Annotated in this window: 23 protein-coding genes; 10 read left to right on the top strand and 13 right to left on the bottom strand. The window is 74.0% G+C overall.

The features are described from left to right. Window positions 1-24 precede the first annotated feature (24 nt). From ACH4EB_RS25920 to ACH4EB_RS25905, 4 genes are all read right to left on the bottom strand, one after another. Window positions 25-3327, bottom strand: coding sequence for an SAV_2336 N-terminal domain-related protein (locus tag ACH4EB_RS25920; RefSeq protein WP_398350087.1), 3303 nt, complete (start codon window positions 3325-3327; stop codon window positions 25-27). 6 nt (window positions 3328-3333) lie between these two features. Beyond that, window positions 3334-4392 carry an AAA family ATPase gene (locus ACH4EB_RS25915; RefSeq protein ID WP_398350085.1) on the bottom strand — a complete coding sequence of 353 codons (1059 nt, stop codon included), beginning with the start codon at window positions 4390-4392 and terminating at the stop codon, window positions 3334-3336. 186 nt (window positions 4393-4578) lie between these two features. Further along, window positions 4579-6768 (bottom strand): trypsin-like peptidase domain-containing protein, encoded by a 2190-nt coding sequence (locus ACH4EB_RS25910; RefSeq protein ID WP_398350083.1) that lies wholly within the window; start codon window positions 6766-6768, stop codon window positions 4579-4581. Then, the gene (locus ACH4EB_RS25905) at window positions 6768-7244 is read right to left on the bottom strand and encodes a CU044_2847 family protein (protein WP_398350082.1); all 477 of its coding nucleotides are present in this window, start codon (window positions 7242-7244) and stop codon (window positions 6768-6770) included. Before ACH4EB_RS25905 ends, ACH4EB_RS25910 begins: the two co-directional genes overlap by 1 nt. 151 nt (window positions 7245-7395) lie before the next feature. On the opposite strand from ACH4EB_RS25905, the gene ACH4EB_RS25900 reads away from it, so the two are divergent. The 4 genes from ACH4EB_RS25900 to ACH4EB_RS25885 all read left to right on the top strand — a co-directional run bounded on the left by ACH4EB_RS25900 (window position 7396) and on the right by ACH4EB_RS25885 (window position 11527). Next, window positions 7396-7575, top strand: coding sequence for a DUF6104 family protein (locus ACH4EB_RS25900; protein WP_030017204.1), 180 nt, complete (start codon window positions 7396-7398; stop codon window positions 7573-7575). Between the two features lie 740 nt (window positions 7576-8315). Continuing rightward, on the top strand, window positions 8316-9290 hold the full coding sequence (locus ACH4EB_RS25895; protein WP_398350080.1) for a DUF4097 family beta strand repeat-containing protein: 975 nt from the start codon (window positions 8316-8318) through the stop codon (window positions 9288-9290). A gap of 5 nt (window positions 9291-9295) precedes the next feature. Beyond that, window positions 9296-10438 carry a helix-turn-helix transcriptional regulator gene (locus ACH4EB_RS25890; RefSeq protein ID WP_398350078.1) on the top strand — a complete coding sequence of 381 codons (1143 nt, stop codon included), beginning with the start codon at window positions 9296-9298 and terminating at the stop codon, window positions 10436-10438. A gap of 204 nt (window positions 10439-10642) precedes the next feature. Then, entirely contained in the window at window positions 10643-11527 is an 885-nt protein-coding gene (locus ACH4EB_RS25885; RefSeq protein ID WP_398350077.1) for a hypothetical protein, read from the top strand. Between the two features lie 76 nt (window positions 11528-11603). Here the strand turns inward: ACH4EB_RS25885 and ACH4EB_RS25880 are convergent, their stop codons facing one another. Together ACH4EB_RS25880 and ACH4EB_RS25875 are read right to left on the bottom strand one after the other, a co-directional pair. Next, window positions 11604-12167 (bottom strand): Clp protease N-terminal domain-containing protein, encoded by a 564-nt coding sequence (locus ACH4EB_RS25880; RefSeq protein ID WP_398350075.1) that lies wholly within the window; start codon window positions 12165-12167, stop codon window positions 11604-11606. After that, entirely contained in the window at window positions 12167-12376 is a 210-nt protein-coding gene (locus ACH4EB_RS25875; protein ID WP_398350074.1) for a helix-turn-helix domain-containing protein, read from the bottom strand. The genes ACH4EB_RS25880 and ACH4EB_RS25875 overlap by 1 nt, the downstream gene beginning before the upstream one ends. Window positions 12377-12501: 125 nt before the next feature. On the opposite strand from ACH4EB_RS25875, the gene ACH4EB_RS25870 reads away from it, so the two are divergent. Further along, complete coding sequence (locus ACH4EB_RS25870; protein WP_398350073.1) at window positions 12502-13221, top strand: antibiotic biosynthesis monooxygenase; 720 nt, start codon at window positions 12502-12504, stop codon at window positions 13219-13221. 25 nt (window positions 13222-13246) lie between these two features. Here the strand turns inward: ACH4EB_RS25870 and ACH4EB_RS25865 are convergent, their stop codons facing one another. Beyond that, window positions 13247-14026, bottom strand: coding sequence for a TetR/AcrR family transcriptional regulator (locus ACH4EB_RS25865; RefSeq protein WP_398350072.1), 780 nt, complete (start codon window positions 14024-14026; stop codon window positions 13247-13249). 136 nt (window positions 14027-14162) lie between these two features. Here ACH4EB_RS25865 and ACH4EB_RS25860 point away from each other — a divergent pair, with 136 nt between their 5' ends. Further along, window positions 14163-14432, top strand: a complete 270-nt coding sequence (locus tag ACH4EB_RS25860; protein ID WP_398350071.1) for a hypothetical protein — start codon at window positions 14163-14165, stop codon at window positions 14430-14432. A 25-nt stretch (window positions 14433-14457) separates the two neighbouring features. Here the strand turns inward: ACH4EB_RS25860 and ACH4EB_RS25855 are convergent, their stop codons facing one another. The 4 genes from ACH4EB_RS25855 to ACH4EB_RS25840 form a co-directional block, all read right to left on the bottom strand. Next, complete coding sequence (locus ACH4EB_RS25855; protein WP_398350069.1) at window positions 14458-14751, bottom strand: hypothetical protein; 294 nt, start codon at window positions 14749-14751, stop codon at window positions 14458-14460. Between the two features lie 70 nt (window positions 14752-14821). Further along, window positions 14822-15445, bottom strand: a complete 624-nt coding sequence (locus ACH4EB_RS25850; protein ID WP_398350143.1) for a HutD family protein — start codon at window positions 15443-15445, stop codon at window positions 14822-14824. A gap of 33 nt (window positions 15446-15478) precedes the next feature. Continuing rightward, window positions 15479-16441: a zinc-binding dehydrogenase gene (locus tag ACH4EB_RS25845; protein WP_398350068.1), complete on the bottom strand. Its 963-nt coding sequence runs from the start codon at window positions 16439-16441 to the stop codon at window positions 15479-15481. Between the two features lie 147 nt (window positions 16442-16588). Then, on the bottom strand, window positions 16589-17881 hold the full coding sequence (locus ACH4EB_RS25840; RefSeq protein WP_398350067.1) for an NADP-dependent malic enzyme: 1293 nt from the start codon (window positions 17879-17881) through the stop codon (window positions 16589-16591). Window positions 17882-18383: 502 nt separating this feature from the next. On the opposite strand from ACH4EB_RS25840, the gene ACH4EB_RS25835 reads away from it, so the two are divergent. The 3 genes from ACH4EB_RS25835 to ACH4EB_RS25825 all read left to right on the top strand — a co-directional run bounded on the left by ACH4EB_RS25835 (window position 18384) and on the right by ACH4EB_RS25825 (window position 21162). Then, window positions 18384-19358, top strand: coding sequence for an ABC transporter substrate-binding protein (locus ACH4EB_RS25835; RefSeq protein WP_398350065.1), 975 nt, complete (start codon window positions 18384-18386; stop codon window positions 19356-19358). Window positions 19359-19444: 86 nt separating this feature from the next. Then, on the top strand, window positions 19445-20392 hold the full coding sequence (locus tag ACH4EB_RS25830) for an amino acid ABC transporter permease (protein WP_398350064.1): 948 nt from the start codon (window positions 19445-19447) through the stop codon (window positions 20390-20392). A gap of 17 nt (window positions 20393-20409) precedes the next feature. After that, window positions 20410-21162 (top strand): amino acid ABC transporter ATP-binding protein, encoded by a 753-nt coding sequence (locus ACH4EB_RS25825; RefSeq protein ID WP_398350141.1) that lies wholly within the window; start codon window positions 20410-20412, stop codon window positions 21160-21162. Between the two features lie 113 nt (window positions 21163-21275). On the opposite strand, the gene ACH4EB_RS25820 is transcribed toward ACH4EB_RS25825, so the two are convergent. Beyond that, on the bottom strand, window positions 21276-22037 hold the full coding sequence (locus tag ACH4EB_RS25820; protein WP_398350063.1) for a class I SAM-dependent methyltransferase: 762 nt from the start codon (window positions 22035-22037) through the stop codon (window positions 21276-21278). 79 nt (window positions 22038-22116) lie between these two features. Here ACH4EB_RS25820 and ACH4EB_RS25815 point away from each other — a divergent pair, with 79 nt between their 5' ends. Then, entirely contained in the window at window positions 22117-22746 is a 630-nt protein-coding gene (locus tag ACH4EB_RS25815) for a CGNR zinc finger domain-containing protein (RefSeq protein ID WP_398350062.1), read from the top strand. On the opposite strand, the gene sodX is transcribed toward ACH4EB_RS25815, so the two are convergent. Then, the gene (gene sodX, locus ACH4EB_RS25810) at window positions 22650-23114 is read right to left on the bottom strand and encodes a nickel-type superoxide dismutase maturation protease (RefSeq protein ID WP_398350140.1); all 465 of its coding nucleotides are present in this window, start codon (window positions 23112-23114) and stop codon (window positions 22650-22652) included. The genes ACH4EB_RS25815 and sodX overlap by 97 nt on opposite strands. Window positions 23115-23221 lie beyond the last annotated feature (107 nt).

The following is a 23221-nucleotide window of genomic DNA, read 5'->3' as shown; positions in this document are numbered from 1 at the left end:
CCCCGGACCGGCCGGGTCAGCCGTTCATTCGGACGGGTCCAGGGCGCGCATCCGCTCCCTCGTACGCCGGGCCTCGGGGCCGTTCTCCTCGGACGCGCGCTGCCACTGCTCCCAGCTCTCCCGGTACGCCACCAGCGCCGCCTGCGGCCCCGCCGTGTCCTCCAGGACCCCGGCCCGCCGGTGGTGGGCGCGCGCCGCCAGCAGCGGGCTGCCGGCGCGCTCGGCGTCGGCCGCGGCCCGGCGATAGCACGCGGCGGCCCGGTCGTGCCGCTCCCGGGAGCCGAAGCGCCGGTCGAGCGCGAGCTGGACGTCGCCGACCTCCAGCCAGGCCTCCGCGGCGACGGCCGGGCCGGGCGAGCTGCGCGCGGCCAGCTCCAGGACCCAGTCGGCCTCGTGCAGGTCGGCCAGCGAGGGCTGGCGGTCATGGCGCAGCCGCAGGGCGCGCCCGAACAGCAGGCGGTGGGCGCCCAGTTCGGGGTCGTTCGGCGCGACCCGGCCGAGCGCCTCACGCAGCACGTGCACGGCCTCGTTCGCCAGCCGTTTGCCCTGCTCGCCGGGGGGCTCCAGGCGTGCGCGCAGCAGCAGGGCCGCGCCGCGCCGGGCGAGCAGGGAGCTGTGCTCGGGCGAGTCGGGGGTGGTCAGGCGCAGGGCGGCGGCCAGCGCCTCGATCGCCTTGTCCAGGGCGCCGGGGTCGCCGGTGCGGGTGTGTACGGCGCGGTGCGCGGCGGCCGTACGGCTCAGGCTCTCCGCCTCCAGGGCCGGGTCGCGCAGCTCGCGGGCGAGCGCGCGGGCCCGTTCCAGGACGGGCAGCACGGCGTCCGGGCCGGGGCCGGCGCCGAGCAGCGAACGGGCCTGGGCCAGTTCCAGCAGCGTCTCGCAGATCTTGCGGTCGGCGGAGCCGCCCCGGCGGCGCAGCAGGACCGTGGCGGTGTCCAGGTCGGCGGTGGCGCGCAGGGCGAGCGCTCCGGTGTGCGCCTCGGCGCCCGTCTCCTCGCCGGCGGCGCGGCGGGCCTGGTCCAGCAGGACGCCGCCGCGTGCGGCGTAGATCTCGCCGGGTACCTGTTCGCCGCTGGGCCACTGTTCGAGGAGGGTGGTCAGCGCGTGTTCGGCCTCGTCGAGCGGGTCGTCGGGGCGGCCGCCGTCGGCCCCGGGGGCCGGGGACAGCGCGGCCAGCCGCCGCAGCACTTCGGTACGCAGCACCATGCTCTCCAATACGCGGGGGTCCAGCAGGCTCATCAGCCCGCACGCGGTGTCCAGGTGGCGCGCGGCGTCCTCCAGCGCGCCCCGTTCACCGTCCGGGTACCCCGCGGCGCCGCGTTCCTGCGCGCCGGCGTGGCGCACCCGGGCGAGCACGATCAGGGCTCTGACGCGTGCCTCGCCGTCCCCGTCCGGCGACCGCGCCGGATCCCCGCCGACGGCTTCCGCCGCCGCCCGGACCGCCCGTTCCGCCTCCTCCAGGGCGTCCGGCTGCCGCCACTCCGCCCAGCCGTGCAGCAGCGCGCGGGCGAGGTCGGTGCCCGCGGCGGGCAGTTGCCGCGCCGCGGCGCGCAGCAGGCGTACCGCTTCGATCAGATCGCGTACCGCGCCGCCCTGTTCGTAGCGCTCCAGCAGGGCGGCGCCCTCCGCGGCGGGCCCGTCGGGTGCGTACGGGAGCTGGACGGGCGCCCTGAGGGCCGGTTCGAACCGGCGCAGCACCCGCTCGGAGATCCGCGCGAACGGCTCGGGCACGGCACGCTGCCCCGTGGCCGGTTCGCGGCCGCTGCCGGAGAGCATGGCGACCGCCACGGCCGGGAAGTTGCGGGCGCTGCGGCCGAAGGTGCGCTCGATGTACAGGGAGCAGTGCTTGAGGACGAGGGCGGCTTCTCCGGCGCTCAGGCGGCCCAGCAGCTCGTCCCGTACGCCGGGCACGAACTCGTACCAGGGGCCGCCGGCCGCGCCCTCCCGGCCGGGCGCCGCCGGGTCGGGCACCTGCTCGACCAGGCCGCTGAGCAGCACCTCCGCCAGCTCGGCCGGGCCGGTCTGGGGCAGCATGGCGCGCTGGACGAGCTGGATGACGGGCAGCGCGAGCGGGACGGCCGACAGGTGGACGGCCAGGTGCCGGGCGTCCGGAGAGGCGATCTGCTCGAACTCGCGCACCAGGCGGTCCGGTTCGGTGTGCTCCACGCGGCGCGTGAGGTCCGTACCGAGGCCGTGGTCACCGCGTACGACGGCGGCGGCGCCGCGCAGCGAGAGGCCCGCCTCGGCCGCGGCCAGCCGGGCCCAGGAGCCGAGGGCGGCGGGCGCGGCCGACAGGACCGGCACGGCGCGCTCGCGGGCGCCGTCCCGCGGACGGCCGGACGCGGGCGGGGTACGACGGCGGCGGGCGGGCTCGAAGTCCAGGGCGCTGTACGGGCCCTGGCGGCGTACGAGCGTGCCCGCGGCGGCCGGGAGCAGCGTGCGCGCCCACATCCGCTGCGGCAGCGGCTGCACCACGGCGAGCGGCGCGTCGGCCGCCCAGCGGTACAGCAGCCGCTGGAGGCGGCCGTCCCGCCACAGCGGGCCCGCGCAGTCGCTGACGACGAGGGTGAGGTGGTGGCCCGTGGGGTCGTGGAGCTGATCGGCGGGGCGCAGCGGGGCGTCGCGCCCGGGGCCGGCGGCGACGCCGACCTCGTCGCCGTGCGGGTGGAGGTAGTGCACCGTGACGTCGCGGAAGGCACCGACCCGTTCGCAGACCTGCCGCAGGTCGTGCAGCATCTGCTCCCACACGGCCATGGAGGAGGAGCCGTCCATCAACAGGCGCAGGCTCGCCGCGCGGCGGCGGACGCCGCGCAGCACCGGGATGATCAGTTCGGCGTGGGCGGAGAGGTCGGCGGTGGCGTCCTCGTCGAGCTCCTGGACGGCCGGGGTGACCGGCGGGTGGTAGCGCTGGACCGGCCGCAGGGCGCGCTGGAGCGGCAGCAGTCCGGGGAAGGCGGAGGCGACGGGGAGGCCGACCTCGCCCAGCCGCCCCTGGCCGGGGCCGAGGGCGCGGTCGTCCTGCGCGGGCAGCAGGTCCACCTCCGGCCGGCGGGGGCGGTCGCGCGCGGCGGGCTCCGTACGGGACGGCGTGTCGCGGGCCGGCTCACGGCTGCGGGGGTCCACGGAGAATGTGGCCGGTTTTGGCCTCTGCCCGGCGGCCGGAACGGTCCCGTCGGTGGGTTCCCCGTCGTCCCCGGAGGGCGTGGGGGTGATCCACCGGGCCAGCCACAGCGCGTCCGCCAGGGAGCGGGCGTCGGCGGGCAGCCCGGCCGCGCGCAGCCGCGCGACGATCTCACCGAGAGGGCCGAAGCCCGGTCCGCCGGCCGGCACCGCGGGTCACCTGGTCCGATCCAGAGGCCGCAGCAGTTCGGCCGTCAGGCGCCGCCGCGTCTCCTCCTCGTCCTCGTCCGCCCAGCCGGCCTTCTGCGTCAGGTGGATGGCGTTGAGCAGTTGGTCGACGGCGCGTACGTCGCCGGGCTCGCGGTCCAGGAAGCGGTCGATCAGCGACTCGTAATCGGCGGCCGCGCCCTCGCCGAAGTGCGCCCGGACCATGTCCGCGAGCCGCTCCTTGTCCGGCGTGGGGATGTTCAGATGGATGCAGCGGCGCAGCAGCGGGGCGGGGAAGTCCCGCTCGCCGTTGCTGGTCAGCACGATGAACGGGAAGGCGCGACAGCGCACCCGGCCGTCGCGCACGGTGACGTGGCCGCCGTCGTCGCTGAGCACCGGAACCTCGGGGGCGGATCCGGCCAGCCGTTCCAGCTCCGGAATCCGGAACTCCCCTTCCTCCAGTACGTTGAGCAGGTCGTTCGGCAGGTCGATGTCGCTCTTGTCCAGCTCGTCGACGAGCAGCACCCGCGGCTTCGCGGCGGGCAGCAGGGCCGTGCCGAGCGGACCGAGGCGCACATAGCGGCCGATGCCGCCGCCCGGCTCGTCCTGTGGCTCCGGGCGCCCCTCCGCCGGGCCCGGGCCGGGCCGCGGCAGGGACGCGCGGGCGATCTGGAGGTCCTGGAGGCGGCCGATGGCGTCGTACTCGTACAGCCCGTCGCGCAGCGAACTGCGGCTGACGATGGACCAGTTCAGCACCCGGCCCAGGCCCAGCTCGTAGGCGACCGAATGCGCGAGGGTGGACTTTCCGCTGCCCGGTGCGCCGGTGACCAGCAGCGGGCGGCGCAGGTAGAGCGCGGCGTTGACCAGCTCGCGCTCGGTCTCGCCCGGCCGGTGGTAGCTGGCCTCGCGGCGCTGCACGCCGAGCCTGCGCTCGGAGGCATGATCGAGGGCGGCGGGCGGCGCCACCAGCGGGCCGCCGTCGAAATCCCGCCACGGAGGGGGCGGCGGTAACTGCTCGATGCCGTCGTGCGGAGCCCCCGCGCCACGGTAGATGAGCCAGTCGCTCACGTCGGAACTCCTCGTCGCCGGCCGGCCATCGGGCAGGGGCGAAGGGGCCGCGGAAGAGCATCCCCGGCAAGCGTCGGCATCCGCTTCCCGCCCTCCCCGGACCCGTCCCCCTAGCAATCTCTCACGACGCTAGGACAGTAGCCAGCCGGACGGAAGGATACGGGGCGTTTTCCGGTCTCGGGGGCATCACGGAGGCGACAATTGCAGGGAACCGGAGAAGAGTTGGGGTATCGGGTTGCCCGGGTCGTCGTAGAGGAGGACGAGGTCGCGGGCCCAGGAGACGCCGCCCTCCGCGGCCTTGGCACGCAGCTCCCGCACCAGTTCGGGGATCTCGGCCACCGACTTCGGTGCCCCGAGGAGCTGCGAGACCTCCCGGTGGAACTCGTCGCACACCCGGTCGCAGTCGCGCTCGTCGTGCCCCCGCGCGAGCCACAGCGCCACCGGATGGCCGGTGTCCAGGGTCCAGCCCACGGCCTCCAGCCCCGTCCCGCCCGCCACCGACCGGCACAGCGCCGGCACCGCGCCCTCGTCCGCCTCCTCCAGCAGCCGCGACAGCCCCGACACCGACGCACGGGCCCCGGCCGGCACCCGCAGCGCGGTCAGCCGCCCCGCCGCCTTCAGACCCTGCCAGCGCCGCAGCCAGGCCGGGTCCACCTCCTGGCGGCGCCCCTGGTCGCGCAGTACCACCGCGCGCGCCGGGCCCAGCGGGCGCAGCCGGGCGGCACGGCGCGTCGAGGCCGGCACCCGCCAGCGGTCCGCCGGCGTGTGCCAGCGCTCCTCCGGCACCGCGACCTCCAGGCGCACCCGGGCGCCGCCCGCCGCGTCGTCGGCCCGCAGCAGCCGCGGACCGAGCCGCCGCAGGACCTCGTCACAGGCCTGCTCGAACGTCATCCCGTCCCGCGACTCCTGGATCTCCACCCGCTGCCACTGGCCCTGCCCGTACCCCTCGCTGACCGACCAGTTGAAGAGCTGCCGCCCGCCGGCGTCGTCGTAGAACAGCGGCTCGAACTCCACCAGCAGCGCGTCGGGGCGGCGCCGTACCGGGCCGATCCGCTCCCGGTCCCTGGGCAGCAGCACGACCGCCTTGGCCGTCACGAACAGTTCCAGCCGCTCGGCCGCCGCGCGCATCGCGGCGCCCTCGTCCCCGGGGGCCTCCCGCGCCTCGTCGACCGTGCGCTGCGCGACGATGCGCAGGTAGTGCACGAAGGCACACAGCTCGGTGTACGGGTCGCTGCCCTGGTAGAGCGCGCCGTGCCCGTCCCGCCAAGTCCGCAGCGTCCACGGCCCGGCCCGGCCGGTACGGCCCTCCGGATCCGCGCGGCCCAGCGCCTCGGCGACCGCGGCGGCCACCACCAGCGGGTCGCGCGGCGCGGGCAGCGCCGCCAGCAGATCGAGCGCCTGCAACCGCTCCTGTACGCCCCACAGCCGGCCGCGCCCCGCCATGATCGCGTGCTGCGCGTCGAACCACGTGGGCTCGCCCGGACCGCCCAGGTCCTGGCCGGTCCAGTGCCAGCGGTCGTGCAGGCTCATCAGCGCGTGATACGGATCGTCACCGAGACCGGTGGCGCCCGGCACGAGGTGGTGCGGCGCCAGCCCGCGCAGCTCGGTGACCGGCACCGCCAGGCCGAGCCGGTCCTCACGGTGGCTGCCCTTGACGATGCCGACGACCTCGCCGCGGTCGCAGTCCAGCAGCGGCCCGCCGGACGCGCCCGGGGTCACGCGGACGTCGGTGCCGAACTGGAGGCCGCGGGCGTCGCGGGCGCCGAAACGGACGGCGATGAAGGGGTGCACGGACGCGGAGCCGCTCTCCGCCCCCGCCGCGGTGGCCCCGCCGGGGTGCTCGTGCCCGCGGAAGATGAACGCGTCCTCCAGGAGCGCGGCCGGCTGATCACTGATCCAGGCGCACGGGTGTGCCGTGCCCGGATCGAGCAGCCGTAAGAGCGCGAGGTCGACGCGGGCGGCCGGGTCGGGGGCGGGGACCGGGTCCGGGAAGCTCCCGGGGGCCTCACGGGTGTCGTCGCCCGGGTCCGGTCTCTCCTCCCCCGCCGCCTCGTAGGGCGGGGTGGCCGCCCGTACGGGGGCCGGGCGGCTCAGGTCGTACTCCAGGCGCGCGGCGACCACCCGTCCGCCGAACGCCACGCCGACCTCCCCGCCCGGGCCGGTGGCACGGCGCCGACCGTCACCGCCGGCGAGCACGTGGGCACAGGTCAGCACCCACCCGGGGGCGACGAACACCCCACTGCCCCACAATGGCGCCGGCCGCACACCGGGCGCCGGACGGATGGCGACGGTGGCCCGGCCCGCATGGCCCAGGATGTGCGCGTACCGCTCACGCTCACCCCGCCCGGGGCCGTGACCGTCTTCCGGGGCCGCCATCACACACCCGTATCGCGCGGCCCTCGGCGGTCACGCCGCCCGGCACCCGGCCCGGGGGCGCCACCCCGACCGTCGCCCGGCGCGAGGCCGCCGCTCTCGGGGTCGTCCGGGGTCCGGTTCCGGCTCCCGTCCCCCTCCCCGGGCGTCCGGTCCCTCCGCCACGTGAGCGTCACCGACAGGTTCGCCTTGGCCTCGCCGTCCGCGAGCAGCGCCACCGCCCGGCCGGGCTTGGCGGACACCTCCACGCCGAAGCTCACACTGGTCTCGTCCGGCGCCACCCGCTCCGTCGCCTCGCGCAGGCTCGCCGCCACCCCGCCGACCAGCTCCCGCAGACCCTCGACGCGCGCCCCGAGCGCGTCCCACGCCCCCACGTCGTCAAATTCCTCGTCCGGCGTCCCGGCGACGTCCAGCCGGGAGACCCGGGCCCAGACCGCCGTCCCGTCGGGCAGCTCGATGAGATGTGCGCGATCGCGCATCACGGCCTCCTGCTCCCCCTGAGCGGCACTGTCGCACTGCCCCAGGGCCGTTGACAGGTGATCAGGTTATCCCCAGGGTGCGAGTGACGCGAGGGGTCGCGGCGCCTGCCTATCCTGGCCGGGAATGTCCCGAGAACCTGGTGGAGAGCACGTGTATTTCACGGATCGCGGTATCGAGGAGCTGGAGAGCCGGCGCGGCGAGGAAGAGGTCACCCTCGGCTGGGTCGCCGAGCAGCTACGCACCTTCGTCGACCTCAACCCCGACTTCGAGGTCCCCGTCGAACGCCTGGCCACGTGGCTGGCCCGCCTGGACGACGAGGACGACGACTGACCTTTGGCGCGCTACGCGCGCTGGGTCCCGGGGCGGCCTGGTGGGGGTGTGCGTTGTGCGCCTTTGGCCCGGTGGGGGTTGCGTTGTGCGCTTTGGGTCCGTGGGTGGGGGCTCGGGGCCACTCCGGGGTCACTCTCCCCCAGCCTCCGGCCGGGGGTGCCCCCACAGCACCCTTGAGGCGACGTGAGGTCATCCGTGACCCCTGGCGCCGGGCTGCCGGGCTGCCTGCGGGGAGACCCCGGAATGTCCCCGAGCCCGCGCCGTGAGCGGCCATCCCGCCATCGTGGGTCACTCACCGACACCACGCCCCCTCGCGCGCAGCGCGAGGGGGCGCTTCCTTTTCCCGCGCGCAGCGCGGGAGGGCGCTTACGCGACGCGAGCCTCACCACTTGGTGGGCGCGCACCAGGGTGATCGGCCCCCTGCTGTCCCGGACTCGCCAAACCGGCCGGAGGAGGCGCGTAGGGGGCCCTCCCCGCAGGCAGCCGGGCGCCAGGGTTCACGAATGCCAACCCGCTGCCTCAACGGTGCCGTGGGGGCCCCGGCCGAAGGCTGGGGGAGAGTTGGCCCCCTGCGCGCCCCGACCCACGCACCCAGCAATGCGATCCGCGCGACAGCGCAATCCCGCGCGCGAAGCGCGCCCCCGACACGCGACACCTGGCACAGAACACGAGCGCGATATATCGTGAAGTCAGAGATACGCGATATGTTGCGTCGCCATCAGGCCAGGGGAGGCCAGGACATGCCAGAGCGGACCGAGTGGTCGGTCTCCGACCCCCGCACGCTGGAGATCGACGAGACCATCACCGCACTGCACGTGCGCATCGTCGGCGGAACCGTCAACATCGTCGGCGCAGCCGACACCGGCCCGGCCCGCGTGGAGATCAGCGAGGTCTCCGGCCCACCGCTGACCATCCGCCGGGAGGCGCAAACACTCACCGTCACCTACGACGACCTGCCCTGGAAGAGCTTGTTGACCATGGTCGGCCGCGAGACCTGGAACCGCACCGCGGTCATCTCGGTGACCGTACCCGCCGCGACCCGCGTCGAGGTCGGCGCGGTCGGCGCGAGCGCGGTGGTCTCGGGGATCTCCGGGCGTACGGAGCTGCGCGGCGTCACCGGCGACAGCACACTCGTCGGCCTGACAGGCCCCGTGCGCGCCGAGACGGTCTCCGGCCGGGTCGAGGGCCAGGCCGTCACGGGCGACCTGAGCTTCCACTCCGTCTCCGGCGATCTGACGCTCCTGGAGGGCGCCGGCAGCTCCGTGCGGGCCGATTCGGTCAGCGGCGACATGGTCCTGGACCTCGATCCGGCGGCCAACGGCTCGGACGTACGGCTGACCACGGTCTCCGGCGAGGTCGCCATCCGGCTGCCCGCGCCGGGTGACACGAGGGTCGACGCGAACACCGCCGGCGGTACGGTCGCCAACGCCTTCGAGGACCTGCGCGTCAGCGGCCGGTGGGGGGCCAAGCGGATCACGGGCCGGCTCGGCTCGGGCAGCGGCACGCTGAAGGTCACCACGGTCTCCGGGGGCCTGGCCCTGCTGCGGCGCCCGCCCTCCGAGGAGCACCTCGGGGACGGGGAAGCGGGCGGGCAGCGGTCCGCGCGGCGGACGCCCGGCGCCGCCGCCCCGAACGACAACGTCACCGCGAACGGCGGCGCAGCCGCCCCCCGCGAGCCCCAGGACGACTCCCCCGCCGACGAGAAGGTGCTCTGAACCCCATGCCCCCCGTCTTCGCCCACGGCCGCCTCCGCCTCTATCTGCTCAAGCTGCTGGATGAGACCCCACGGCACGGTTACGAGATCATCCGGCTCCTGGAGGAGCGTTTCCAGGGCCTGTACGCGCCGTCCGCCGGCACGGTCTACCCGCGGCTGGCCAAGCTGGAGGCCGAGGGCCTGGTCACCCACGCCACGGAGGGCGGCCGCAAGGTGTACGCGATCACCGCCGCGGGCCGTGCCGAACTGGCCGACCGGGGCGGTGAGCTGGCCGACCTGGAGCTGGAGATCCGGGAGTCGGTGGCGGCGCTGGCCGCCGACATCCGGGAGGACGTGAGCGGCTCGGCGCGGAACCTGCGCCGCGAGATGCGCGCGGCGGCCCAGCAGGCGCGCGAGGCCCCGCGGGGCGGCGAGGAGCACGGCTTCCCGGACGCCTCCGACTGCTTCGAGGGCCGCTTCGGCGACAAGGAGTCCTGGCGGCAGGCGAAGGAGGAGTTCCGCCGCGCGAAGGAGGAGTGGAAGGAGCAGGCCCGGCGGGCCAAGGAGGAGAGCCGGCGGGCGAAGCAGGACGCCCAGCGGGCCCGTAAACAGGTTCGGGACGCCCAGCTCTTCGTACGGGACGAGGTGCAGCAGGCCATCAAGCGCGTACAGGAACAGGCCCAGGAGCACGTACGTACCGGGGACTGGGCGGGAGCGCTGCGCGAGGCGCTGTCGGAGGTCTCGCGCGAGATGGGCCGCTTCGGCACGGGGGCGGGGCCGGCCGAGGGCGAGCCGGCGGACGCGGACCGGGCCGGCGGCCCGGGCGGGCAGGGGCCGGTGCGTGGCGTACGGGTCGGCCTCACCAAGGAAGACGCCGCGGCGGGGGCCGGCGGGGCGGGCGGCTCCGGGGCGGTGCGGCCGGAGGCCGGTGACCGGGTGCCGCCCGAGCCCGCGTGGGCGTCGGAGCCCGGTTCGGGCGATCCGGCACGGGACTTCGACCGGCTGCTGGACCGCTTCCGGGACGACCTGCGGGACGCGGCCCGCGACCACGGCGTCACCGCCGAGCAGGTGGCGGACGTACGCCGCCGTCTGTCTTCGGCCGCCGCGCACGTCGGAGCGCTGCTGCGTGACCCGGAGGCATATGCGGCGGAGCAGGAGCCGCCGCGCTGACCCCTTTGGAAGATCACCCGTCGGTCACGCAGAGTTGCCGGGGAGGGTCTGGATTCACCGCCCGTAATCGGGGAACTCAGACCCTCGCACGGCTTTTTGCCCGACGACGGGTCCTGCCGGAAGAAATCGCAGACCTGTGGCCGTGTCCGCCTTTACAGTCAACTCTCCTTGTCTGAACGGATCTTGAAGGCCAAGAGGTAAGCGATGTCGGAATACCCTGCCGTGGCCCGCCGGATGTGGCGCCAACTGGAGCCCGTCCACGCCATTCTCTACTTCGCACCCGAGGCGTTCGAGGAGGCGGCGGCGCTCGGTTACGACACCGGTTCCCGCTGGCCCAGCTACTTCGCGTGGCGCACGGCGCCGCTCGGCGCCGCGGGCCCCGAGCTGGTGGCCGCGACGTTCTACAGCTTCAGCCCGCGGATGATCGCCCGGTACGTGCCGGCGATCTGGTCGACGGCGGCGCCCGGCAAGGTCCTGGACGCCCGGATGCAGGCGGTGGACCGCATAATGACCGGCCTGACGAGAACCGCCCGGATGTCCGCCGCGCAGACCGCCGAGGCGGCCCAACTGGCCCGCCAGGCCGCCGAGAACGCCTCCACGGCCGCCCGCCCGCTGGCCGCCGCCAACCGCGACCTGCCCTGGCCGGACGCCCCGCACCTGGCGCTCTGGCACGCCATCACGGTGCTGCGCGAGCACCGTGGCGACGGACATCTGGCGGCCCTGCTGACCTGCGACCTCGAACCGTGCGAGGCGCTGGTGTCGTTCGCCGCGATCGGCGCCGCGCCGAAGGCCAACTTCAAGGGGCGCGGCTGGACGTCGCAGGAGTGGAGCGCCGCGCACGACCGGCTCGCCGCGCGCGGCTGGATCGACCCGGCCGGCCGGCCCACGGACCGGGCCCGCGAGGGGCGTGACGAGGTCGAGCGCATGACGGACCGGCTGGCCGCCGCCCCGTGGCGGGCGCTGGGCCGGTCCCGCGCGGAGCGGCTCGCGCAGTTGCTCAACCCGCTGCTGGGGGCGGTCTCGGAGTCGGGACTGCTGCCGCGGCACGGGACGTTGGGGATCGGGGCGGTGAAGGTCGCGTATCCGTGACGGCGTACCGGCCCGCCCCGTTCCCGTACGCCCCGCCGGCATGGCGGACAGGCGCCCGCCACCGGCGGCCCGCCCTTCAGTCCGCCGCGGCCCGCTCCCCCAGCACCCGGACGACATCGGCGTGCGTGACCCCGTGTTCGGCCAGTACGGAGGCGGCGAGTCCCGGCTTGGCCACCATGGCGAGCAGCAGGTGCTCGTCGCCGATGTACTTGTCCCCGCGGCCCAGTGCGACGCGCAGCGAGCGTTCCACCACGGACTTGGCCTCCGGGCTGAACGGGCCGCGCAGGGAGCGTCCGCGCCGCGCGGGCGGTACGGACGCGGCGTCGAGCGCGCCGGCGCCGTGCGCCCGCTCCACCCGGTCGACGATCTCCGTCACGTCGATGCCGAGCCCGGCCAGCGCCTCCGCGTCGGTGGCCGTCAGGCCGCCCCGCCGGCGGGCCTCGTCCAGGGACCGCTGCACCGACGCCCGGCGCTCGCGCACCCCGAGGGCGGCGAGCGCCTCGGCTCCCGGCGACTCCTGGCCGTCCAGCAGGGCGAGCAGCAGTTCGCCCTCGCCGACCGTGCCGGGGCCCGGCCGTACCGCATAGGCGGTGGCGCCCCGCACCACGTTCCGGGCGCTCACCGTGAACCGTTCGAACATCAACGCCTCCCGTGCTTCTTGTGGACCGCCTGCCTGCTGACGCCCAGCTCGGCGGCGATGTCCTGCCACGACCAGCCCTTCGCGCGGGCGCTGCGCACCTGTACGGCTTCCAGTTGCTCCAGCAGCCGACGGAGCGCGGCGACGGAGCGCAGGCCGATCCGGGGGTCCTGGTCGCCCGCCCGTTCGGCGAGCTTCGTTGCTTCGCTCATGGTGTCAATGTAGGTTGACGCGACGGCGGGTGTCAATGGCGGTTGACACGAGAGCCTTGACCTCAAGCGCGCTTGACGACGAAGGCTGCGTGCCAGGAAACCGGCCCGAACCGTGAGGAAGCCCGATGACCAGCACACCCGCCTACCCCGACGCCCGCCGCCCGGACGCCGGTACGGTTCTCGTCAGCCCCTGGATCGTGCCCACGCCGGGACTCCAGCGCCGCGCGGCCGACGCCGTCATCCACGCGTGGGAGCAGCAGGCGCGCCCCGCGGCGATGCTCTCCCTCAGCACCTTCCTGAGCGACGACGGCAGCCACGTCCTGAACTACGCCCAGTGGACGGACGACGACGCGCACCGGGAATGGGTACGCCATCAGCGGCCCGCCGCCATCAGCCGTATCGACGAGTCGATTCCCGGCATCCGGCGGCCCGGGGTGACCCGGTACGCGCGCTACCGCAGCTACGCACCCGAAGGTACCCCCGGGCGACGCCCCGCCCTACTGGTCACTCCGACATTCGCCACCGCCGGCCCGGCGGCGCAGCGCGCGCTGGCCGACACGGTGCTCGACGCGCTGGAGCGGGCAGCGGCACCCGGCCTGCTCGGCGCCCACCTCCACCTCTCCAAGGACGGCGGCCGCGTCCTGAACTACGCCGAGTGGGAGGGGTTCGACGCCTGGCGCGCCTTCGTCGCCGGTGGAGCGGCGGACCGCCTGCGGGCGGCCGCCGAGGGCGTCGCCGGCGTGACGGCCTTGGCGGCCTTGGCGGCCGCACCCGCGTTCCCGGTGCAGTCCAGCGTGCCGCACTACCGGTTGCACCGGAGCCTGGTGAACGTCCCGGCGCCCTGAGCGTCCGGGCCGTGGCCGGGTGCCGTCAGGCGAAGATCCGGTCGAGGTGGTAGTCGATGGTGTCCTGGACCTCGGCCATCGTGCGGCGCCCGTGCAGCACGTCGAGGCCCAGCCCGGAGACGCCCGACACCAGCAGGTCCGCCTCGCGTGCGGGGTCGACGCCGGGCCGCGCGCCGCCGGCCTCCCGGATCAGGGTGGCGACCAGCTTCTCCACCGCCTGCTCGCCGTGCAGGAACACCGCGGCCATCGCCGGATCGGTCAGACTGCGGACGTAGTACGCGGTGAACACACGCAGCGCCAGGGCGCGTTGCGCGTCCAGCGGGAGGAACTCGACCAGGACGGCGCGCAGGACGGCCCGCAGGTCACCGGCGTCGTACAGGTCCGCCATGCGCGCACGGGCGCGGCGGTCGTTCTCCTCGTGCAGCATCCGCAGCGACTCGACCAGCAGCCGGTGCTTGCTGCCGAAGTAGTACTGCACCACCCGCAGCGACACCCCGGCCGCCGCCGCGACCTCGCGCATGCTCGCGGACTCCAGGCCGCGGCCGGCCGCGATCCGCCAGACCGCCTCGGCGACCTGGCGCCGACGCCGTTCCCGCGCGCTGTCGGGCAGGGGCCGGGGTGACGGGGACTGCTGCCCGGGTCCGGCCGCGGCGCTTCCGTCAGGGGCCGCCGTACGGGCTTTCTGCCGCCGCCGGTACGCCTTCGCCCGGCAGCTCCGCGAGCAGTACGCGGGGGGCCGCCCGCGGACCGCCATGGGCAGCCCGGCGCCGCAGACCCGGCACTCGGTCGTCTTTTCGTCACGCACGGGTTCAGGATATCGCGCCACGTACGGCGTGACGAATATCAGATGCCGCGCACCAGGTCAAGGCGAGCGATCGAAAATCTTGGTACGGTTGTATCCAGCGCACGGCATTCGGCCGGCACGTAACGGGGAGACGACCATGAATGAAGGCTGGTACCGGCTGCTGTCCGTCCTGACGTTCGTCGCGGGCTTCTGGGAGGGGCCGGCGGCCATCCTCTACCGGGTCATCGGCGACGACGACGGCACGGTGATGCGGGCCGCCAACTACCTCGACGAGCCCTGGAACTACGTCGCCTCAGGGGCGGTCATCGTGGTCAGCGCCGCCCTGCTCGCCGTACTGGACAAGGGGCGCACGAAGGCGCTCGCCCGCGAGCGCGGTGCCGGGGCCGCCCGCGCCCAGGCGGACTGAGCGGGGCCCCGGCGGCGCCCGGCCGTCACACCGGCTCGTGGACCTGCCCGGTCCGCCCGCCCTCGACCGGCCGCACGTACGCCGCGGCCACCTGCGCCAGGCCGACCGGCCTGACGCCGGGGAAGAAGTCGCCGTGGTCCGCGAGGGATTCGGTGACCACGGCCGGGCTCACGGCGTTCACGCGCTGCGGGGCGATGCCGATCGCGGCGGCCCTGACGAACGACTCCACCGTGCCGTTGACCATCGCCGCGGCGCTGCCGGCGGGTATGGGGTCGCGGGAGAGCACCCCGGTGGGCAGCGCCCCGGTCACGGGCGGCACGACGGCTCTCCCGGCCCGCCGGCGGGGTAGCGGCCCCGGTACGGGCCGGCGGTCATAGGTGCCGGGCGGTTCAGCCCGTGCGGGTGCCGGCCGTCGCCGTCCGTACGGTGAGGGTGACGACGGCCGCGACGCCGTCGGTGCGCAGCGAGACACCGTGGTCCGCCGGGAGCAGGGCCGCGTCGTGGCGCTCCAGCGTCAGCCCGGTCGCGGGCGCGGGCCCGTTCAGTGCCGTACGGCCGGACAGCGCGACAACCAGCCGTTCTCGCCGCACCCCCGGCGTCTGCGCGATCTCCGCCGGCCGGGGTTCGGCGGCGTGCCGCCCGCGTACCGTCTCCACGGTCGCCGTCGAACGGCCGCGCCGCAGCATCACGTTGAGGTTGATGACGGGGCCGTCCAGGAGGCGGCATGCGGTCGTGGCGTCGCCGGGGAAGGCGAACGGGCGGTAGGGGCCCGGCAGTACGTGCCGGACCCCGTCGACGGTCAGTTCCAGCCCGGCGCCCTCGGCCACCGTCAGGACGCGGTCCACGCCGGGCAGCGCGGAGTACGGGCCGTCCCGGCCCACCTCGGCCAGGCTCACCCGCCAGTCGAACGCGTCCCAGCCCGCGCCGGGCGGCGCGGCGGCGATCTCCCGCGTCACCCCGCCGCCGTTGCTCCAGGCCGACGCCGTACGGCCGGCCGCCCGCAGGACCCGCACCACTGCCCCCGCTCCCCGGTCCGTCCGTCCGCCTCAGACCGTCAGGACGACCTTGCCGAACATCTCGCCCTCGGCCAGCTTCGCGAAGCCCTCGCGCGCCCGGTCCAGCGGCAGCGTGCTGTCGATGACGGGCCGGACGCCCTTCGCCGCGCAGAAGTTCAGCAGCGAGGCCAGTTCGTCCTTGCTGCCCATGGTCGAGCCGACGACCTTCAGCTCCAGGAAGAAGATGCGGTTGAGTTCCGTGCGCTCCGGGTTGAAGCCTGAGGTGGCGCCGGAGATGACGAGCGTGCCACCGGGCTTGAGCGACTTGACCGAGTGCGACCAGGTGGCGGCGCCGACCGTCTCGATCACCGCGTCCACCCGCTGCGGCAGCCGCTCGCCGGTGGGCAGGGCGGCCTCGGCGCCGAGTTCGACGGCGCGCTTGCGCTTGTCCGCGCTGCGGCTGGTGGCGAACACCCGCAGACCGGCCGCCGCGCCCAGCACGATCGCCGCGGTGGCCACGCCGCCGCCCGCGCCCTGGACGAGCACGCCGTCCCCCGGCCGTACCCCGGCGTTGGTGAACAGCATCCGGTACGCGGTCAGCCAGGCCGTCGGCAGGCACGCGGCCTCGGCGAAGGACAGCTCCTTCGGCTTGGGCAGCACGTTCCAGGCGGGGACGGTGACCTGTTCGGCGAAGGTGCCCTGGTAGCGCTCGGTGAGGATGGAGCGCGGCTCGTCCGGGCCGACGCCGTGGCCGCTCTGGCCGATCACCGAGTGCAGGACGACCTCGTTGCCGTCCGCGTCGGTGCCGGCCGCGTCACAGCCGAGGATCATGGGCAGCGCCTCCTCGCCCAGGCCCACGCCGCGCAGCGACCACAGGTCGTGGTGGTTGAGGGAGGCGGCCTTGACGTTGACGGTCGTCCAGCCCGGGCGCGCCTCGGGGGCCGGGCGCTCGCCCAGTTCGAGGCCGTTCAGCGGCTGGTCGCGGTCGATGCGGGCGGCGTAGGCAGCAAACATGATCCCAACGTAGGGCGCCCGGGGGCCGGGCGGTACCGCGCCGCGGTGTGAAACGCGCCGCGCCGGACGGGGGGCGGGGGGCGCGAAGCCGGTGTCCGGCAGCGCGAGGGCCCCGCACGGCGGCGGGGCCCTCGCGGTGGTGCGGGGTCAGCGGCGCGCGACGCCCTCCGCACGGGCGGCGGCCGCGACCGCCGAGGTCACCGCCGGGGCGACCCGCTCGTCGAACGGCGACGGGATGACGCACTCGGCGCTCAGGTCGTCGGCGACCACCGAGGCCAGCGCCTCGGCCGCGGCCAGCTTCATGCCCTCGGTGATACGGGTGGCGCGCACCTGGAGCGCGCCGGCGAAGATGCCGGGGAACGCCAGGACGTTGTTGATCTGGTTCGGGTAGTCGCTGCGGCCGGTGGCGACGACCGCCGCGTACTTGTGCGCGACGTCCGGGTGGATCTCCGGGTTCGGGTTGGCCATCGCGAAGATCAACGCGTCCTTGGCCATCTTGGCGACGGCTTCCTCCGGGACCGTGCCGCCGGAGACGCCGATGAAGACGTCCGCGCCGTCCAGCGCCGCCTCCAGCGGGCCGGTCAGCCCGGCCTTGTTGGTGAAGGAGGCCAGCTCGCGCTTGACGTCGGTCATGTGCTCGTCGCGGCCGGCGGTGACGATGCCCTTGCGGTCGCAGACCGCGACGTCACCGATGCCCGCCTCGACGAGGATCTTGGCGATGGCGAACCCGGCCGCGCCGGCGCCGGAGATCACGGCGCGCAACTGGCCGAGCGAACGGTTCGTCAACTGGGCGGCGTTGCGCAGCGCGGCCAGCGTGACCACGGCGGTGCCGTGCTGGTCGTCGTGGAAGACCGGGATGTCCAGCCGCTCCTGGAGCTTGCGCTCGATCTCGAAGCAGCGGGGCGCGGAGATGTCCTCCAGGTTGACGCCGCCGAAGGACGGCGCCATCCGCACGACGGTGTCGACGATCTCGTCGGCGTCGGTCGTCGCGAGCGCGATCGGCACCGCGTCCACGCCGCCGAACTGCTTGAAGAGGATGGCCTTGCCCTCCATCACGGGCAGGGACGCCTCGGCGCCGATGTCGCCGAGGCCGAGCACCGCGGTGCCGTCCGTGACGACGGCCACGACCTGGGACTTCCAGGTGTAGTCGTGCACCAGCTCGGGTTCTTCGGCGATGGCGCTGCACACCTTGGCGACGCCGGGCGTGTAGGCGAGGGAGAGGTCCTCGCGGTTTCGCACCGGAACGGTCGCCTGGATCGCCATCTTGCCGCCGCGGTGCAGGAGGAAGGCGGGGTCCTGGCACTGCTGGTCCCCGCCCCGCGGTCCGGAGCCGGGCGCGCCCTTGGTCTCCGCGTCCGGCCCCGTGGGCGTCTGTGTGGTGCCGCCGTCGTGGGTCTGGGCGGTCTTGGCTGTCACTGGTTCAACCCCTTTGTTCGTCAATCAGTTGAGGGTGTCCACTCCCTGGTCAAGGGGTGGGCGGGCACCGCGTCCGTGCCCTGCGCGACGGATGGCCGCCCCGCGGGGGGAGGTACGGACGCCGGGCGCGCCGCACGCGCGCCCTGAGCCCCGGATGAGGGGTGTAACGAACCTTTCTACCGGACGGGCGTGCGCCCCGACGAGTCGTATTGGTTACCCTCCGGTCCATAACTCCGACAATAGGCGCGAACAGCGCGAACCATCGGAAGTGCCTTGCTACTTGTCCGTACTGCGAGACGCGGGCGCACGCCACCGGCCGCCCCGTCCGCCGTCGGGCGCGCACGCCCCTTGGGGCATCTGGCCTGCGCGGCCCCGCCCTCGTCCGTTATCCGATTTTGACCTGTACGACAGTCCGGATAGCGGTGTCCGGATGGCAAGATTCCGTCACCGAACCAGGTCGCGACACCCGAAGGTGCGTGCCCGGCCCCTGCACGTCGGCTTCTCCCTCACCCGCAGGAGGATCAGCATGACCGCACGCCCCACCCGTCGCCCGGCCCCCGGCAGGTCTCGTTCAGCCGTGGCCGCCGCGACCGCGGTCGCGGCCTCGCTGCTGCTGCTCACCGCCTGCGGCGACCAGACCGACGCGGCCGTCGCCAAGCGCGAGGCGGCCGAGAACCGCAACCCGAACGCCCCGCTGTTCAAGCTGCTGCCCCAGGCGATCCAGGACAAGGCGATGATCCAGGTCGGCTCGGACATCACCTACAAGCCGGTGGAGTTCCGGACCGACGGCAAGGTCACCGGGATCGACCCGGACCTCGCGGCCGCCCTGGGCGAGGAGCTGGGCGTCAAGCTCAACTTCAACAACGCCACCTTCGACACCCTCATGGGCGGCATGAAGTCCAAGCGCTACGACATCGCCATGTCGGCGATGACCGACACCAAGGACCGCCAGCAGGGCGTGGACAGCGCCACCGGCAAGAAGGTCAGCGAAGGCGTCGACTTCATCGACTACCTCGACGTCGGCGTCTCGATCTACACGCAGAAGGGCAAGACCCAGGGCATCGACGGCTGGGAAGCGCTGTGCGGCAAGAAGATCGCGGTGCAGCGCGGCACCGTCTCGCACGACCTGGCCAAGGACCAGTCGAAGAAGTGCGGGGAGTCCGGTACGGACGCGATCTCCATCGAGGCGTTCGACAACGACACCGAGGCGCAGACGCGGCTGCGCACCGGCGGCGTGGACGCGGTCTCCAGCGATTACCCGGTCGCGGCGTACGCGGTCAAGACCTCCGGCGGCGGCAACGACTTCCAGCTCGTCGGCGGCGCGCCCGTCAAGGCCGCTCCGTACGGCATCGCGGTGCCCAAGGACAGCCCGAAGCTGCGCGACGCCCTCAAGGCGGCCATGGAGGCCATCGTCAAGAAGGGCAGCTACGCCCAGGTGCTCAAGAAGTGGAACGTCACGGACGCCGCGGTCGAGGAAGTCAAGCTCAACGGCGGTGGCTGAGCGCCTGCCCGCGCTCAGCCCGCCCGCGGCCCCGCCCGGCCCGCGCACGGCCCGTCCCTCCCGCCGAACGCTGAAAGGCAACACCCGTGTCAGTTGACGTCGACAAGCCGGCCCAGCCGCCGGCGGACGCCCCGCCGCCCGCTCCCGAGCCGATCAAGGCCATCCCCGTCCGTCATTACGGGCGCTGGGTCGCGGCGCTGGTCGTCCTCGCGCTGCTCGTCCTGCTCGTGCGGGCCTTCGCCTCCGGCAAGGTCAACTGGGGCGCGATACCCGACTACATGTTCAACGCGGACATCCTGCGGGGGCTGCGCAACACCCTGCTGATCACGGTGCTGTCGATGGTGATCGGCATCGTGCTGGGCGTGATCCTGGCCGTGATGCGGCAGTCGAAGAACCCGGTGACCTCGACGGTCGCGTGGTTCTACGTCTGGTTCTTCCGCGGCACGCCGGTCTATGTGCAGTTGTTCCTCTGGTTCAACCTGGGCCTGGTCTTTCAGTACATCGACATCATGCCGGTCTACAAGGACGAGTGGTCGGACTTCATGACCCCGTTCCTGTGCGCGCTGCTGGGCCTCGGCCTCAACGAGGCCGCGTACATGGCGGAGATCTGCCGCGGCGGCCTGCTCGCCGTCGACGAGGGCCAGACCGAGGCGGCACACGCGCTGGGCATGAGCCACGGCAGGACGCTGCGCCGGATCGTCGTGCCGCAGGCGATGCGGGTGATCGTGCCGCCGACCGGCAACGAGGTCATCAACATGCTCAAGACCTCCTCGCTGGTCATCGCCGTGCAGTACTACGACCTGCTGCAATCGGCGCAGAACGTGGGCCGCGACGCCGGCCCCGTGGTGGAGATGCTCATCCTCGCCGCGGTCTGGTACCTGATCGCCACCTCGGTGCTCAGCGTCGGCCAGTACTACCTGGAGCGCTACTACGCCCGCGGCGCCAGCCGCCAGCTCCCGCCCACGCCGGTCCAGCGGCTGCGGGCCCGGCTGTCCGGCGGCGCCAACCGTTCGTCGGCCGGAGGTGCCGCATGACCAGCAAGTCCACCCCGATGGTCCGGGCCGAGGGCGTCCACAAGTCCTTCGGCGCGGCGCACATCCTCAAGGGCATCGACCTGGAGGTCGCGCCCCGTGAGGTGTTCTGCCTGATCGGCCCGTCCGGCTCCGGCAAGTCGACGTTCCTGCGCTGCATCAACCACCTGGAGAAGATCAACGCCGGGCGGCTGTCGGTCGACGGCGAGCTGGTCGGCTACCGGGAGGCCAACGGCAAGCTGTACGAGCTGCGCGACCGCGAGGTGGCCGCGCGCCGCCGCGACATCGGCATGGTCTTCCAGCGCTTCAACCTCTTCCCGCACATGACGGCGCTGGAGAACATCATGGAGGCGCCGGTCCAGGTCAAGGGCGAGTCCAAGGCGACCGCCCGGGAGCGCGCGGGCAAGCTGCTGGACCGGGTCGGCCTGGCCGACAAGGCCGGCAACTACCCCTCGCAGCTCTCCGGCGGCCAGCAGCAGCGCGTGGCGATCGCCCGCGCGCTCGCCATGGAGCCGAAGCTGATGCTTTTCGACGAGCCGACGTCAGCACTCGACCCCGAGCTGGTCGGTGACGTGCTGGACGTGATGAAGGACCTGGCGGCGGACGGCATGACGATGATCGTCGTCACGCACGAGATGGGCTTCGCCCGCGAGGTCGGCGACTCGCTGGTCTTCATGGACGACGGGGTGGTGGTCGAGTCCGGGCACCCGCGCGACGTGCTGGGCTCACCGCGGCACGAGCGCACCAAGTCGTTCCTGTCCAAGGTGCTCTGACAGCGCGGGGCAGCCGCCGGGACGCGTGACGGGCGGTACGTACGGGCGGGCAGCCGCCGTCGTCGTACGTACCGCCCGTCACGGGCGCGGCCCGCCGGACGGGCCGCGGGGGATCACTTCAGCCCGAGGACCAGCGCGTCCGTGGGCGAGCGCCACACCGCGCGGGCCTCGCCGAACCCGGACTCGCGCAGCACCTCGCAGTGCCAGGTCACCGAAGGAGTGTCCCCCTCGGCGTGCTCACCGTAGATCGCGAAGCGCTCGGCGGTCGGGCCGGCCAGCACCGGGTCGGCGGCGGCGCGGTCCCACCAGGCGCGCCAGTCCAGCGCGCCCGCCTCCTTGGCCTCGTCCTGCCGCGCGTGCCGGAAGGCGCGCTCAGCCGCGTCGATGCGCGGGGTGTCCCCGTCGGGCATGTGGTCGGCGTTCATGAAGACGCCGCCGTCCCGCACCAGCCCGCCGAGCTGCCCGTACAGTCCGCGCAGCGGTCCGCTGTGCATCCAGTGCAGGGCGGTGGCGGTGAGCACCGCGTCGTACGCGTCGTGGGGCAGGGCGTCGGTCCAGCGGGGGTCCTTGAGGTCCGCGCGGACGAACGTGATCCGCTCGTCACCGTCGAAGTAGCCCTCGGCGATGGCCAGCAGGGCCGGGTCGAGGTCGACGCCCACGCTGACGGCCTTCGGGAAGCGCTTGAGCAGCCGGTCGGAGATACTGCCCGTGCCACAGGCCAGGTCCAGGACCCGGGGCTCGGTGCCCACGAACGCCTCGACCATGTCGAGCATCACGCGGAACCGCTCCTCGCGGTCCGGCATGTACCACTCCTGCTGGCGGTCCCAACTGTTCTGCCAGCCCTGCCAGTCAGTACCGACGACGGTCTCGGTCATACCGTTACCTCCAGGCCGTAATACCCTCGTAGCAACAACACCTATTACGAACACTAGACCGCGCCCGTAAGGACTACAAGTGGAACTGGCCTATTACTCGGACTATGCCGTTCGCCTGGTCAACACCGAGCAGCCCGAGCGCGGCAGCGACACCCTGACCTCGATCGAGGCCGTGCGCGAGCTGTTCGGACCCGCCCAGCAGATGGCCCGCAGGGCGAACGAGAGCGACGTGACGCGGCTGCGCGCGGTCCGCGCCCGGCTGCGCGCCGTCTTCGAGGCGGCGGACGAGGGCGACGAGGTGCGGGCCGTGGACCTGCTCAACGCGCTGATGATGGAGTTCCCGGTCAGCCCGCAGATCTCCGGACACGAGTTCCGCGACGAGGACGGCCGCCCCAAGTGGCACCTGCACATCGCCGACCACGCGGCCAACGCCACCGCCGGCTACACCGCCACCGCCTCCATGGGACTGGCCTTCCAGCTCACCGAGCTGGGCGTGGACCGGCTCGGCATCTGCCAGGCACACCCGTGCCGCAACGCCTACCTCGACACCTCGACCAACCGCTCCCGGCGCTACTGCTCGGACCGCTGCGCGACCCGCGCCAACGTCGCCGCCTACCGGGCCCGCAAGCGCCTGGACAGCGAGCGGTCGGCCCGTACCGGACGGACCGCCGAGACCACCCAGGACAGCGCGCCCGACAGCGAGCGCTGAACACCGCGCGGCGGGCGCACCCGCACCCGGGCGCGCGCCACCACCAGCTCGTCGGGCACCACCCCGAACTCGCGGCTGTCGTTCTCGACGAACGGGTTGTCCCCCTGGACCCACCAGCCGCCGTCGCGCCGCTCGACGGCCCGCTTGACGATCAGCAGGTCCTGCCGGAACGGATGCCGCAGGACGACGACGTCACCCGGCCGCACCACCGCTCCGTACTGCACCACGAGCTGGTCGCCGGGCCGCAGCGTCGGCACCATCGAGGGGTTGTACACCTCGGCCAGGCCGAAGGCCCGCAGCAGCCCCTTGCGCTCCCGCCCGTGCTCCACGTCCTGCTCCGGCCCGCGTTCTTCCACCCGCTCCGGCATCCCCGCCACACCTCCCGGTCCCGGCCCGGTGACCGCCACGCCCCGGTCGCCCGTCACCGGTCCCATCCTCCATCAGTCCCGGCCCGGAACCGGCCTTTTGCCCTAAG

The sequence above is a fragment of the Streptomyces sp. NPDC018045 genome (assembly GCF_044327445.1).
In the GTDB taxonomy this organism is placed as follows: domain Bacteria; phylum Actinomycetota; class Actinomycetes; order Streptomycetales; family Streptomycetaceae; genus Streptomyces.
This window is presented reverse-complemented; position numbering and strand designations above follow the sequence as displayed.